Below are 13,849 nucleotides of genomic sequence, written 5' to 3'. Positions count from 1 at the left end.
CAGCCGGAGAATGCCGTGAAACCGAAACGTCCTTCCATTCCTATGCCGGTACAGGCGCTCCGCCATCGGCGCTGGCCCTGGTTCGTGGCGATTGGACTGATCACACTGCTGTTGATCTGGCTCGTGTCCCGCGCACCCAGTGAACCCGCGTTGCAGGCTCCCGCGCAGGTCAGCACCGCGCAGGTGGCCGGGCCTCCCTGGCAGATGGGCAACGCGCAGGGCCGTTTCACGCTGACGCTCTATGCCGACCTCGAATGTCCGTTCTGCCGAGCGTACTTCCCGCAGCTCAAGCGCTGGGTGGGTGCCAACGCGGACGTAGCTCTGCAATGGCACCACCAGCCGCTGGCCGCGCACGAACCGGCCGCCTCCGCCGAGGCACGCCTGGCCGAGTGCGCCGCCGAAAGTGGCGGGCATGCTGCGTTCTGGCAGGCCATTGAATGGATCTATGCGCACACACGTAGCGACGGCTTGGGCTTGCCCGAGGGTCTGCGCTATCCCGGCCTCAACCCAGCCGTCGAGCAGTGTTTGGCCAGCGAGCGACCGGATAGGGTGATTCGCGCTCAGGCCGAGGAAGCCACCAAGGGCGGCGTGACCGCGACGCCTTCGATTCGTCTGCAGGATCGCCAAACCGATCAGGCAGTCGTGTTGCAGGGGCCGATCGAAGGCGATGCACTGCTGTCGGCCATGGACATGCTGGTGGCTGAGGATGCCGCCGCTCCACCGACCACCGAAATGCCTGCCGACGTTGTCGGCGACATGCCCAGGTAGCCTGCGGTCTTTGAGGCTACGGCGCAGCACGCTGCGCTGACCGTCACCCGTTCGCCTCGCATCCTGGGCGCGAACGATCACCGCAGCAGCGGTGATGGATGCACCTTGTTCCGTTGTTCCATTCCCTGGAGGGCCTGCCCTCCAGGGGCATGTGCGCTCTCCGATTTCCCTGCCTGGAGGTTCGCCATGTCTGTCGTCATCAATGACTCCTGCCTGGAGTCGCTTTCCGATATTTCTATTCAGAACGAGGACTGGATCGTTCAGCAAGCCATCGTGTTGCTGGAGCGGCGGGTTTTCAAAGCAGGGCCACGTCTTGAGCGGCCCGCAGCGGTCAGGGACTACCTTCGTTTGAAGCTGGTCGCCGAGCCCAACGAAATATTCGTCGTCGTGTTCATGAACAGCATGCACGCCGTGCTGGCCGTGGAGCCGATGTTCCATGGAACGATCAATGCGACCTCGGTTTATCCACGTGTCGTGCTGCAGCGAGCGTTGCAACTGAACGCCGCTGCGGTCATCTTCGCGCATCAGCACCCCTCGGGCACCACCGAGCCATCCAATGCGGATCGGTTGCTGACCGAGCAGTTGAAGACGGCCTTGGCGCTTATCGACGTGCGGGTACTCGACCATTTCGTGATTGGTCAAGGCGCACCGTACTCGTTCGCCGAGTCTGGTCTTTTGTAATCACAGCGGAGGCTTCGGCCTCCGCTTTTTCCATGCGACAGCACCGAAAAGGTATGCGGGGTGCCCGCGATGCGCATTGTTTGTTGGGGCGGCAGCGGGTTCGCGTTCGACTATGGCTCTGATCAACTTCCAGGGCACGCGACATGCCAGCATCTTTATTCCGCTTCGCATCCGGCTGGCGAACCCTTGGCCTGGCCGTTGCACTGCCGGCATCCTTGGCCGTTTTCAGCCCAGCCACCTTCGCCGCCGATGTGGTGGTCGTCACCGACAGCCGCCACCCGGTCAAGACTATGGGTGGAGAGCGGCTGATCGAGCTGGATGAAGGCCAGCGCATCGAAGCCGAGCTTTCCGCACAGCTGCCCGCCGATCCCGAGCAGGCCACGGCCATCGTCAAGCGCCGCCTGAACAACGGCGGTGCCGGCCTCCAGCGCCGCATCGCTTCCGCATACCAGGGCGTCGCCGACGCCTGGAGCCTGGGCGTCACCAGCATTCCGGCAGTCGTGGTGGATCAGCGTTACGTGGTCTATGGCGAGCCGGACGTGGCCCGTGCCGTCGCGCGCGTTGCGCAACACCGGAGGCCGCAGCCATGACCCGCCCCTTCGAGCGGATGCGCCTCCTGCGTGCTGGCGTGGCCTCAGTGCTGCTGCTCAGCGCCACGGGCAGCTACGCCCTCAACACCGCAACCATCGTTGGCTCAGTGGCATCGCCAGACTGCCTCGAATACCGCGTCGTCGGCATCTGCTACTGGCTCTACTGCACCTGGACGGGCTGCACGGTGCGCACGTCCATCAAAGTTCGCCACTACATCCCGGATGCGGTCGTCTCCAGCTACAGCAACACCGGCGAGAACCCCTGGGTCGAAGTTCGTCCGATGAGCACGCCCAACCCTTCGGCCCAGGCCGGCGGAGACGGCACCACCAACGAAGACCACGAGAACAATCTCGCCAAGTTCAAGAACGCGGACGTCATCGGCCACCCCGGCGTCGAGGTGTTCAACCAGTTCGTCTCATCGTCGGGCTACTTCTGCGAGGGTGCGGGTACGGCGTTCATGCCATACCTGCTCAGCACCCTGGACACGCTGGCCTGGCGCTACAACGTGCCCGAGATGGCCTACCCGGAGGCGCTGATTCCGGGCAGGCGCGAGGTCGGCGCGCGCACCACGCTGAACCTGTGGGGCAACGTGTATCCGCGCGGCGGCTTCCTGCACCAGGCCGACGACCACAAGGCTGGCGCCGTGGTGGCCCAGCGCGCCGGCGATGTCGTCACGCGCCGCGGGCAGATCCACGTCTACCAGCCGCTGCTCGCGAACTCGCGGCCCGGCTACTGGCCTGCCGGCGCGCTGATGGAAGGCGATGCCTCGACCGGCAAGTGGCAGGAACTCACGCCCGTCCTGTCCTCGTCCTGCACGGTCTTCCCGCGCAGCGGCTTCCTGACCCAGGCCCAGCAAGGCGACTACGCCTGGGCGCTGTGGCGGCCTTATTCGTGCTGCGAACGCCGGGGCCAGGTGTTCCTCGGCAGCGTCGATTTCCAATGAGGGTACGGCGATGAAGCGTCCTGAACTGATGAACCTCTCCACCAAGGCATGCCGCCTGCTGCGCCCCACAGTGCTGGCCGGCGCGCTCGCCCTGGGCTGCGGCCTCGCGTGGGCGCAGGCTGGCTTCCAGACCAGCGGCCCCGTCATCGGCGATGAAGTCATGTACTCGATCGGCGGCGGCAGCGCGGTATCCATGGGCCGCGCCGCCGGCATGCGCTCGATCGGGGTCGGCGTGGGCTGGAACAGCAATCTCATCTGCGGCGACATGAGCATCCAGACCACGCTGCGCAACCAGCTCAACGGCATCACGAACGGCTTCCAGCAGATCATGAGCAACGTGATCCAGAGCGCCACGAGCGCCGTGGCATCCCTGCCTGCGCTGATCATCCAGCGCGCCGATCCCGGTCTGTACAACCTGCTGACCAACGGCGTGCTGCAGGCGCGGCTGGATTTCGACCGCTCGAAGCTGACGTGCCGCGCCATGGCCGAGAGGATGGCCGACACGGCGGGCGGCCAGTTGGGCTGGAGTCAGATGGCCGAAGGCATGGCGTTGCGCGATGCGGTGTCGAGCACGGATGCCGTGTCGGCGATCGAGCAGGCCGAAACGCGCCGTGGCAACGATGGCGTGCCCTGGGTCGGCGGCAGCAATGCCGGTGGCGCGGGCCAGCCCGCCGTCCGGGTGGTCGGCGACGTGACCCGCGCGGGTTACAACCTCGTCAACGGCCGCGGCGTGACTGACACGTCCTCCATCGCGCCCACCAGTTGCGCAAGCCTGTCCTGCCAGACCTGGACGTCGCCGCAGCAGGCCACCGAATGGGCGACACGGGTGCTTGGGGAACAGGTGCAGCGCACCTGCGATGCCTGCACCAAGACCGAGACGGTGCCCGGCGTCGGACTGACGCCGCTGATCCAGGAGGAGTACGAGGAGAAACTGGAAGCCCTGCAGGAACTGGTCTCGGGGACGCGCAACACGACGTTCGAGCACTTGCGTGCGGCCGGCAGCACCTCGCTGCCCATTACGCGGGGCGTGATCGAGGCGCTGCGTGACGAGCCGGACAAGGAGCTGCTGGCGCGGCGCCTGGCATCGGAGGTCGCGCTGTCGTCGGTGTTGGAGAAAGCGTTGCTGCTCCAGCGCACGCTGCTGACCGGCAAGAAGGAACCCAACGTGGCGGCGAACCAGCTGGCGGTCGCGGCGGTGAACCACGAAAGCGACACGCTCGACCAGGAGATCCGCAACCTTAAGACCGAACTGGAACTGCGCCGCGAGCTGGCCAACAACTCGCCGATGGCCATCATCCAGCGCCACGGCACGCGCGCGGCCGGCTCGCGCGGCATCTACGAAGGCGACCCGGTGCCCGACCGCCTCGACCAGTTGCAGAAGGGCAACCCAGGGAGCCGGCCATGAGCACGACCTCGTGGCGCCCGCGCTGGCTGTTCAGCCGGCGCGTGGGGCAGGCACTGCTGTGGGCGGTGATGCTCGTCGCCGCGGCCGTGGGCGCCAACATCGTCGGTATCTACCTCGTCGGCAGCGTTGCTGGATGGGAGCAGTGGCTGGTGGCTGCCGCGGGCTACTTCCTGGTGTGGCGGTTGTGCCTGTATGGGGCGACGGCCTATGGCTGGGTCTGGATGCGCCGCCGGCTGCTGGCACGCGAGGAACAAAACGGGACAGATGGGCAGGCACGGCGCCGCCTGGTGCGCAGCGAGATCGCCGGCGTCTTCGCCATCGTGGTGCTGGAAGCCAGCCTGCTGATGCAGGGCTGAAGGGAGATTCGGGCCATGACGCTTTTCACGACCGACTACCTGGAGTACTACCTGACCCTCGTGTCCTGGATCGTCCATAACGGCATCTGGGCGGTGCTGGTCTCCAGCGGTGTCTTCGCGCTGCCGTTCGTTGCGATCATCGTGCAGGAATGGTTGAAGGCCCGCTCGGAGGGAGCCGACGAAGGCAACAAGGGTGTGCTCTCGGCTGCGCGCATCGAGAACCGGGTGTTCGTCGCCATCGTGGTGGTGATGTTTGCGGGCATCCCGTTCATCGACGTGGATCTCAACACCATCCAGTACGACAGCTCGCGCTCGGCCCAGTGCCAGGTCAGCGTGCCGCAGCCCACGGATACCGGCTGGTCGCAGTCCTTCAGCACCATCAACAACCAGAGTGCCAAGGTGCCGGTCTGGTGGGGTTTCATGCACGCGCTCTCGCGCGCCGTCACGGGGGCCTCGGTGGCCGCAATCCCGTGCGGCACCGATCTGCGGCAGATGCGCATGGAGATCGACGCCACGCGCATCGACGATCCGGTGCTGGCTCAGGAGGTGGCGGATTTCTCGCGCGACTGCTACGGGCCGGCGCGCGCCAAGCTGTTCATGCAGCGCCCGAACCTCGATGAGACGCAGATGCACGACGTGACCTGGATCGGTTCGCACTTCTTCACGGACACGAGCGGCTACTACGACACCTACCGCTCCAGCACGCCGCGCGACGACTGGCCCTACGACAGCACCCGCGATGCGGGGCTTGCGCAAGTGGCCAGCGGTGGCGGCTACCCGAACTGCAGGCAGTGGTGGGCCGACGGCAGCAACGGCCTGCGTGCGCGGCTGCTGGGGCAGGTGGACCCGAGCCTGTTGAATCGCCTGGCGGGCTGGGCCGGATTCCTGAGCCGTGCCGAGGTGGACGATTCCGTGATCCGCGCGATTGCCTCGCCACGGCAGCAGAAGCTCAACCAGGGTTCGGTCTATACCGACTACGGCGGCCAGATCGACAAGACCTTGCCGAACATCGTGACGCGCGCGGCTGGCGACGTCGGGATGGCCGTGGGGGCGGTCGCCGCGTTCCCGGCGATGGACGTGGTGCGCCAGGCGCTGCCCATGGTGCTCGCGCTGCTCAAGATGGCGCTCGTGATCTGCATCCCGCTGGTGCTGGTCGTGGGCACCTATGACCTGAAGACGGTCGTCACCGTGAGCGTCGTGCAGTTCGCGCTGTTCTTCGTGGATTTCTGGTTCCAGCTCGCACGCTGGGTCGATTCAACGATCTTGGATGCGCTCTATGGCTGGGGGTTCGGCTGGAACCGGCCGCACACCAACTTCGACCCGTTGGTGGGGCTGAACAATGCCTTCGGCGACATGCTTCTGATGTTCGTCATGGGCACGATGTTCATCGTGCTGCCCACGTTCTGGATCATGGCCTTGGCTTGGGCGGGTGTTCGCGCCGGGAATGTCCTGCAAGGCCTCGCCGGGGCAACGGGGGACGCCAAGGCTGCCGGAGGCAAGGGCGGAGGCATTGCGATCAATGCCATCTCAAAAAAGTGAGCAGCGCTACTCGTCGTCCTCGATGTGCGGATCGATTCGGAAACCATCGTAGGTGTACAGACCGAATCCAGCAGGCCCGTTGCGCCATTCCGGCTCGGTCGGGTCGTCGTCCAGGCCCGCATTGCGCGCCACCCATGCAGCCACCACCGCGGCCACCAGCAGCAGCGCCAGCCAAGACGCGGTGTACAGCAGCACACCAAGTGCGACCAGCTTGACCACCCACAATCCCATAGCGGCACCAACGACCGGCACCCCCTTGGAGGCGAGCCAGTTCGACAACCGTCGCTCGCCACGCACATAAGTGCGCCATCCACGACCGACGGTGCGGCCGAGGCGCTCCGAGGTGCTGATTCGGGTCGTCGTGTTCATGGTCGTCTCCTGCTACGTGAGGAATGCCTACTCCAGTTTGCTCCAATCCTGCCTGCTTACCTGTACCAATGCGTTCCAGTCGTCTGGCGGATTTCCCCGCCCGAGCATCTTCTCGAACACTGCGTATGGATCTGACTTGCTGCCCGATGACCGCAAGGTCTGCTCGTCGTTGACCCAGGCATATACGATGACCTTCGCCTTCGAGTCGTACCGGAAGAACAGCCGGTACCGTCTTCCAAGTTTGGCCCGCCGCCAATGGCGATAAGCCGGCCCCATGGTGTTGCCCTGACGATATTCGTCGCGGGCTGGATCGCCCGGCACCACATCTTGCATCAACTGGACCAAGGCCCGGAAGAACTTGACGTTGGCGTTGGACCCGAAGCGCTCCGGGTCGCTCTCTTGCGCACGCAGCACAGCTGCGCGCAGTTTCATCATCTGCTCGATCAAGTTGTCGTGGAACAGCAGCGTCCAGCCATGCTGTTGCATCAAATTTCCACGTCCTCATCGAAATCGTCGGCCAGGCTCACCTTGTGGCCCGCATGCTCTAGCATCGTGCGAGCCAGATCCTTCGGCAACCCGCGAATGTTCCGGCCAGCCTCAATATCGCGGGCCAGAAGGGTCAGGAACGCGGCAATGGCGGGGTCTTCGTGCTCGGCATCAGCACGGGTCACGACGACTTCACTGCCACGCAGCTCGAACGCGAGCTTGCTGCCGGTATCGGCGCCAAGCGCCTGCCGGATTGACTTGGGTAGCGTGATCTGGCCTTTGGAGGTCAGCGTGGCAACTTCATGAATGGCAGGCATGGCGGTTCTCCTGGAGGCAATGCCTGCATTGTAAGGAAACTTCCTTACATCGTCAATGCGGTGGGGCCTCATGGCGTCCTCCCGAGTCCAAGAATCGGCCCATCGTAGGCTGGGAACAGCCCGCCTTCCCGCATCAATCCGGCCCCGCTGCAACCCGCATTGGTGGTGGACGATCAACGCCTGGCGCCCTATACCCAAAGGCTGTTAAGGGCCAAAAGGCCGAAAGGGGAAGGGAATGGAGTGCAAGGGGAAAGGCCCTACCTCGAAAAAGCAAAAAGGCCTCCCGGTCGGCCCGCCATCAGGACACCCTCATGCTCTCCCTGTTCCAGCGAAAACGGGCCTCGGTCGCTGCCGCTCCGTCGCCAACGCCAGCCACTGATCTTCCGAAAGGGCTGCTGCGGCCCGAGTCGGCCGCATCCCTACTGGCGATACCGCGCCGGCAAAAGCTGCTGGAACACATCTGGCAGCGCACATCGCTGTCGCGCAAGCAGTTCGCCATCCTCTATCGCGCTCCGCTGGAGTGCTACGCCGAGTTGGTCCAGCAGTTCCCTGCATCGGAGGCCCATCACCATGCGTACCCCGGCGGCATGCTCGACCATGGCCTGGAGATCGTCGCCTACAGCCTGAAGCTACGGCAGTCCCATCTGCTACCTATCGGCGCCAACCCCGAAGACCAAGCGGCGCAGTCCGAGGCCTGGACCGCCGCCGTCGCCTACGCTGCGCTGCTGCATGACATCGGCAAGATCGCCGTCGATCTGCATGTCGAACTGGCCGACGGCAGCACTTGGCACCCTTGGCACGGCCCGTTGCAGCAGCCGTACCGCTTCCGCTACCGCGATGATCGCGAGTACCGCCTGCACAGCGCCGCGACGGGATTGCTCCACCACCAACTGCTCGATCGCCAAATCCTGGACTGGCTCAGCGGCTACCCCGCGCTCTGGGGACCGCTGCTTTATGTTCTTGCCGGCCAATACGAACACGCTGGGGTGCTTGGCGAACTCGTCGTGCAGGCCGATCGCGCTTCGGTCGCCCTGGAACTGGGCGGCGATCCTGCCCGCGCCATGGTCGCGCCCAAGCACGCACTGCAACGCAAGCTGCTGGACGGGTTGCGTTACCTGCTCAAGGAGGAGCTGAAGCTGAACCAACCCGAGGCCTCCGATGGCTGGCTCACCGAAGACGGCTTGTGGCTGGTGAGCAAGACGGTCTCGGACAAGCTGCGCGCACACCTGCTGTCCCAGGGCATCGACGGCATCCCTGCGAACAACACCGCCGTGTTCAACGTGCTGCAGGATCACGGCATGTTGAAGCCCACGCCGGACGGGAAGGCAGTCTGGCGCGCGACCGTGATCAGCACGACGGGCTGGTCCCATTCATTCACCTTGTTGCGACTGGCGCCGGCGCTGATCTGGGAATCCGGCGAGCGGCCAGCACCTTTTGCCGGTACGGTGGCGATCGACGCGACGCTCGCAGAAAACGACGCCAGTGCGCCAGCTACCCCGCCTGCGGTCGTGATGAAGCCCGCCCAGGAAGACCAGGGGCCCCGACCTTGGGAAGGCGGCAGCGCCGCTGCCTTGGCTCCGCCGCCCACGGCCCACCAGGCCTTGCCCGACGCGCTGGAGGACATGCTCACGATGGTTGGCATGGGTGATTCGAGCGGCACCCAGCAAGATGCGGAAGTCGTTTCGAGCATGACGCCTGCCACGCGCCCCGAGGCGTCCATGCCAGCGATGGTCACGGTTTCACCGACGTCTATGCCCACGGCTGCGACATCGCCCTCAACGGCGCGGCCCTCCGGCGAGCACTTCATGACATGGCTGCAACAGGGCATCGCATCACGCCGGCTTATCATCAACGATGCGAAGGCGCTCGTGCATACGGTGAGCGATACCGCTTACCTGGTCAGCCCAGGCGTCTTCCAGCGCTATGCGCAGGAGCACCCACAGGTAGGCGCATTCGCCAAGCAGGAGAACCAGCAAGATTGGCGGTGGGTGCAAAAACGCTTCGAGCGGCTGCAACTGCATCGCAAACAAGCTAGCGGACTGAATATTTGGACTTGCGAAGTCACCGGGCCGCGAAAATCGCGCAAGCTACACGGCTACCTGCTTCTTCAGCCGCAATCGGTATTCGGTGACGTGCCACCAAACAATCCCTACTTGGCCGTGCTTCCGACGTGAATGACCAGACTCATTCAGCATCAGAAGATCCGCCGTCCTTGAGTTCGGCGAACTTCGCAGCCATTGTTGGGTTACCCCGAGTCAACTTCTTGATCGTCACGTCCTGCGCCTTGTCGTTCGCAAGTCGAAGATTCCTGTCGGTGCCAAGCAGGGCCTCCTTCGTCTTCTGTAGGTGGTCGATCGACTTGTCAATTTCATCGATTGCTGTCTGAAATCGCCTGGAGGCGAGGTCGTAGTTTTTCGCGAATGCGGTCTTGAACGTATCCAGCTGGGTCTCGAAGTTCGTGATATCGATGTTTTGCGCCTTCACGAGCGCCAGTTCCAATTTGTACTTGAGCGAATTCATCGCCGCATTTCGCAGCAGCGTGATGATGGGAATGAAAAATTGCGGCCGAACAATGTACATCTTCGGGTGGCGGTGGGACATATCAATGATCCCAGTGTTATATAACTCACTGTCCGGTTCGAGTAGAGAAACTAGCACCGCATACTCACAGCCCTTCTCGGTGCGATCCTTGTCGAGCTCCTTCAGGAAGTCTTCGTTCTTCTTCTTGGTGGCAGTTTCGTCATTCTCGTTCTTCATCTCGAACATGATCGAGACGATCTCGGTGCCAGCTTCATCGGAGTCGCGAAAGATGTAGTCTCCCTTGCTGCCGCTGCGCGCATCGTTGTCCTTCTCGAAATACGCCCTCGGAAATGCGGTGGCGCGAATTCGATTGAACTCGGTCTCGCAATGTTGCTCAAGGGGTCGCCTCAGAAAACGGAAAATAAAGCACGCTAAGCCGGTTGCAGCGGTCGTAGCGGCCTGAACTTGCCCGCGCCGATCTTGGCGCTGCTGCGCCAGAGGTAATCGCCGGTGAGGTTGATGTGCTCCCAACCGAGCGGCGACAGGTACTGCAACAGCGCGTCATCAACGGCATGGCCGTTGCCACGCAGCGCGTGCGCAGCCCGTTCCAGATAGACCGTGTTCCACAACACGACGGCAGCCGTTACCAGATTGAGGCCGCTAGCCCGGTAGGGGTCTCCTCGTTTTCAGTGCAATAAGTGACGGTACGAAAAGCTAGCACTGGCGCGGAGGTGGTGTTGGTAGATCGTTGATTTCATTGACTTTCCTGTTCACTTTCAAATCTGCGATTCGTGGCGTCAAACCGTGGTCGGTTTCATCCATTGGTGCCAGTTATCGATGCATTTGGCCGCGAAGGCAGGATTTGGTCAGCATAGCGGTCAACCGGGAAGCGAAACACACCCCGCAAGTTGATGCTCTCCAGCCTGGTGGGCGCAATCTTCCCGATCAGTTCCGGTGGAATGACCTGGCGGCGGTTCGACCAGCGATCCAGGACCGCCTGCATCTGTGAGGTATTCCACGCCATCACGATGTTGGCCATCAGGCTCAACGCATCGGCCACAGCCTGCATTTCATCGACACGTTTGGCCTGCGCCGGGCTGATCCGGCCGGTATAAATGGCGCGCTTGAGGGCGTTAACAGCCTCGCCCCGATTGAGCACCCGGCGCAACTCGTTCCTGAAAGCGTCCTTGACAAAGTAGTCAGCCAAAAACGCCGTACGCAGCAACCGCCCCAATTGCACGCCAGCCTCATAGATTGGATCGCCCTGGGCGGCAGAACCGAACCGCGCAAGAGCTGCCACCGCACTGGCATGTCCGCTCATGACCGAGGCTGCCAGGTGCACCAGACTATCCCAATGCTTTTCGATCAAAGCGACGTCGACATTGGCTTCGCACACCGCAGCGATTTCTGCGGGCACTTTGGTGCCGCGTGGCACAAAGAGGTGGCGCTGTTTGAGTTCCTTCAACCGCGGGCAAAGATCAAAACCAAGCAAACGGGCATGTGACATGGCAAAGTCGGTGTAGCCATGGGTATCCACAGCAAGCTGGCTGGTCTCCAGCTTTTCTTGGCGGATGACACCTTCAATGGCCACGCCCGCCTGGCGCTCATTGAGCACAAAGGGCTGCGCATGGAAGATGCCCCACCGGTCTTTTACATGGGAGTAGATTCCAATGGAAGGTGTGTTGCGCCGAGGATCAAGCCGGGCTTGCCACACCCGTTTGGTGGTCTCCATGGTCATCATGTCAGAAGATGCCAAATCGGACCGCCCCCAGGTGGCGGCAATCGGGTGTCGCTGCATGAATTCCAGCACAGCCTGGCAGGCCTGGCTCAGACGCCGTTCGTCCCGCGCCCAGCGCATGGCCTGGCGAATGCTGGTGGCAGACAATTGCGGAATCATGCGCGCGCATTCGACCGCAGTCAGACTGGTGCCGTGGGCCATGATGCCGGCATAGACCATCAGCAGCTCGTCGGTAGAGCGCGGCTCACGTCCGAGCATGATCCAGCTAAAGCGCACCTGGGCGTCAACGGCCAGAATCACTTCCGGCAATTGAACCTCACCGATGCGGTGATCCAAAGCCGCGCGCAGCTTGGTCACTTCTGGGTCTTCGTCCTCTGCGGGCAATGGCGACAAATGGAGTTCATCATCCACGCGCAGTACGCCACTGCGGGCTGCAGCGGCCACCGCATCGACACCGGCAGTTACTCTGGCCAGCAAAGGCTTCAAGAAAGTGGCAGCCTTGCTGGGTAACGATAGACGGGCATAGTGTTTCTTGGACTCTGCCTGCCAACGCTCGTCCGTGAAGAACAAGCGCGCACGACCCCGAAAGCTCAGGCTGTGCTCAATCCAGACCGAGCCATTGCGCACCGCGCGGCGCAGGGCAAACAGGGTGGCCACCTCCAACGCCTGAAACGCCCGTTCCCGGTCTGGGCTGGAGATCGAAACCTGCCAGATCATTCCCAGACTTGGTGCCACCACTTCAACTGGCAGCTTTCTGGATCCTTTGAGATATAAAGCTTGCAGCTTGGCAAGGTACTCGATGGCAGGATGCTCGCCGGTGGCCTGCCAGGGCAGCTTTGCAATGGCGACGAGCAACGACCGCACGGGGCGAATTCCATCAATCAATCCCTCGCGGACCAGGGAGGCCCTGCTCGGTGGTTTGCGTTTCTGGGTTTCGGTGATCAAGGCTTCAAGACGGGCACGCAACTCAGCATCTGGCACCGCACCTTGCGCGCTCAAGGCAACAAGTTCGCCGAGCAGCGTTTTGTACATTGCGGCCCAATTGACGGTAGCGGGGACATCGGCGGCAGCCTGACGCCACAGATCGGCGATCCGGCGCTGCACCATAAGGATCAACTGGTCTGTGGTGGTGAACAGGCAATACCGAAGAAAGCATGCGACCTCCACGGTGCGCGCTGGCTCTTTGATCTTGGCTCCGGCTGAGGGCGGCCTGGAGACAAGTCGGCGCGCGTAGCGGCGCAAGATGAGATCGGGGATGTCTGCCAGGTGCTTATGAACGTCCAGCGTGTAAAGCAGGTCGATGCGCTCCAGTACCTCGCTGATTTGGCGGGTTGAGTGTTTCGCCGGTGCAGCCCATAGCCAACTCTGCTGGGTTTGTCCATCTGGGCGCAGCTCTGAAACTGAGGCTCGCCAGCGATCAAGTGTTGCTGGATCAACGCTGGCGGCGATGGCGGTGCCTGTTTCAACTTCAAGCTGGGCAAGTGCCGCCGCAATCAGTGTCCGAATTGCCCGCTCGTGCACGATCACCAGCTTGTTCTTGTACAGCCATTGACGCGCCCGCACGAGTAGCTGATCGCGGTCGGCGCAGCGCGCCACTTCGTCGCGCAGTTCACGTACCAGTGAGCGGCGCTGGTGCTCGCTCATCCACTGGAATCCAAGGACCGTGCAGGCTACTTGTTGGTGATCGAATAGCGTGCGCCCGCGTTCATACATGGCTCTCAGCGAGGCGACTTCTGGTGCTGCAATGCCAAGCTCGTTGCCAAGGTGGCGCCACAAGGCTACTGGAATTACCCGAAAGGCACCGAGCAAACGCCCACTCATGCGCAGGAAACCAATATGGAGCGCCAGACCAAGCTTGTGGGAATCACCTCGGCGTGCATTGATTGCGTCGCGCTCGGCACCATCGAAGGTGAAAAATGCCTTCATCTCGAAGTCGCTGATATCGCGGGGGAGCCCACGCATCCCCAAAAACGTTGTGTGCCAACCCTGCATCGTGAACCTCAAAAGTGGGAGGCCACCATACCCGTTTACAAAGCGAACAGGAAAGTCAATGAAATCAACGGTCTACCCAGACCACCCCCGCGCCAGTGCTAGCTTTGCGTACCGTCACTTATTGCACTGAAAACGAGGAGACCC

Annotated in this window: 13 protein-coding genes and 1 pseudogene; 8 read left to right on the top strand and 6 right to left on the bottom strand. The window is 62.8% G+C overall.

Going from position 1 to position 13,849, the window contains the following annotated elements:
- Positions 1–15 precede the first annotated feature (15 nt).
- From APH25_RS19510 to APH25_RS19480, 7 genes are all read left to right on the top strand, one after another.
- Positions 16–768, top strand: a complete 753-nt coding sequence (locus APH25_RS19510) for a thioredoxin domain-containing protein (protein WP_031299380.1) — start codon at positions 16–18, stop codon at positions 766–768.
- Positions 769–954: 186 nt separating this feature from the next.
- Positions 955–1,449 carry a DNA repair protein RadC gene (radC, locus tag APH25_RS19505; protein ID WP_003158647.1) on the top strand — a complete coding sequence of 165 codons (495 nt, stop codon included), beginning with the start codon at positions 955–957 and terminating at the stop codon, positions 1,447–1,449.
- Between the two features lie 143 nt (positions 1,450–1,592).
- A complete protein-coding gene (locus tag APH25_RS19500; RefSeq protein ID WP_003158648.1) occupies positions 1,593–2,039 on the top strand; it encodes a TIGR03757 family integrating conjugative element protein in 447 nt (148 codons plus the stop codon).
- Positions 2,036–2,983: a TIGR03756 family integrating conjugative element protein gene (locus tag APH25_RS19495; RefSeq protein WP_003158649.1), complete on the top strand. Its 948-nt coding sequence runs from the start codon at positions 2,036–2,038 to the stop codon at positions 2,981–2,983. The genes APH25_RS19500 and APH25_RS19495 overlap by 4 nt, the downstream gene beginning before the upstream one ends.
- A 10-nt stretch (positions 2,984–2,993) precedes the next feature.
- A complete protein-coding gene (locus APH25_RS19490; protein ID WP_003158650.1) occupies positions 2,994–4,388 on the top strand; it encodes an integrating conjugative element protein in 1,395 nt (464 codons plus the stop codon).
- Entirely contained in the window at positions 4,385–4,744 is a 360-nt protein-coding gene (locus APH25_RS19485; RefSeq protein WP_003158651.1) for a hypothetical protein, read from the top strand. The genes APH25_RS19490 and APH25_RS19485 overlap by 4 nt, the downstream gene beginning before the upstream one ends.
- Before the next feature lie 15 nt (positions 4,745–4,759).
- Positions 4,760–6,283, top strand: coding sequence for a conjugal transfer protein TraG N-terminal domain-containing protein (locus APH25_RS19480; RefSeq protein ID WP_003158652.1), 1,524 nt, complete (start codon positions 4,760–4,762; stop codon positions 6,281–6,283).
- Between the two features lie 6 nt (positions 6,284–6,289).
- Here APH25_RS19480 and APH25_RS19475 read toward each other — a convergent pair whose 3' ends face one another.
- From APH25_RS19475 to APH25_RS19465, 3 genes are read right to left on the bottom strand one after another with little or no spacing between them, the layout of a single operon-like run.
- Complete coding sequence (locus APH25_RS19475) at positions 6,290–6,652, bottom strand: DUF3742 family protein (RefSeq protein ID WP_003158653.1); 363 nt, start codon at positions 6,650–6,652, stop codon at positions 6,290–6,292.
- Between the two features lie 27 nt (positions 6,653–6,679).
- On the bottom strand, positions 6,680–7,138 hold the full coding sequence (locus APH25_RS19470) for a type II toxin-antitoxin system YhaV family toxin (protein ID WP_003158654.1): 459 nt from the start codon (positions 7,136–7,138) through the stop codon (positions 6,680–6,682).
- A complete protein-coding gene (locus APH25_RS19465) occupies positions 7,138–7,455 on the bottom strand; it encodes a type II toxin-antitoxin system PrlF family antitoxin (RefSeq protein WP_003158655.1) in 318 nt (105 codons plus the stop codon). Before APH25_RS19465 ends, APH25_RS19470 begins: the two co-directional genes overlap by 1 nt.
- Before the next feature lie 311 nt (positions 7,456–7,766).
- On the opposite strand from APH25_RS19465, the gene mobH reads away from it, so the two are divergent.
- A complete protein-coding gene (gene mobH / locus APH25_RS19460; protein ID WP_003158656.1) occupies positions 7,767–9,629 on the top strand; it encodes a MobH family relaxase in 1,863 nt (620 codons plus the stop codon).
- A 10-nt stretch (positions 9,630–9,639) separates the two neighbouring features.
- Here the strand turns inward: mobH and APH25_RS19455 are convergent, their stop codons facing one another.
- From APH25_RS19455 to APH25_RS19450, 3 genes and pseudogenes are all read right to left on the bottom strand, one after another.
- Positions 9,640–10,506, bottom strand: coding sequence for a DUF2130 domain-containing protein (locus APH25_RS19455; RefSeq protein WP_023465076.1), 867 nt, complete (start codon positions 10,504–10,506; stop codon positions 9,640–9,642).
- A pseudogene (locus APH25_RS25135) lies at positions 10,407–10,646 on the bottom strand (Tn3 family transposase); the annotation flags it as partial. The gene APH25_RS19455 and the pseudogene APH25_RS25135, both read right to left, overlap by 100 nt.
- Before the next feature lie 143 nt (positions 10,647–10,789).
- Complete coding sequence (locus APH25_RS19450) at positions 10,790–13,705, bottom strand: Tn3-like element IS1071 family transposase (RefSeq protein ID WP_003158660.1); 2,916 nt, start codon at positions 13,703–13,705, stop codon at positions 10,790–10,792.
- Positions 13,706–13,849 lie beyond the last annotated feature (144 nt).

Source organism: Pseudomonas sp. NBRC 111119 (genome assembly GCF_001320125.1).
GTDB classification, from domain to species: Bacteria; Pseudomonadota; Gammaproteobacteria; order Pseudomonadales; family Pseudomonadaceae; genus Aquipseudomonas; species Aquipseudomonas parafulva.
Note: the sequence above shows the minus strand (reverse complement) of the source record. Positions and strands in the feature narration are given on the sequence as shown.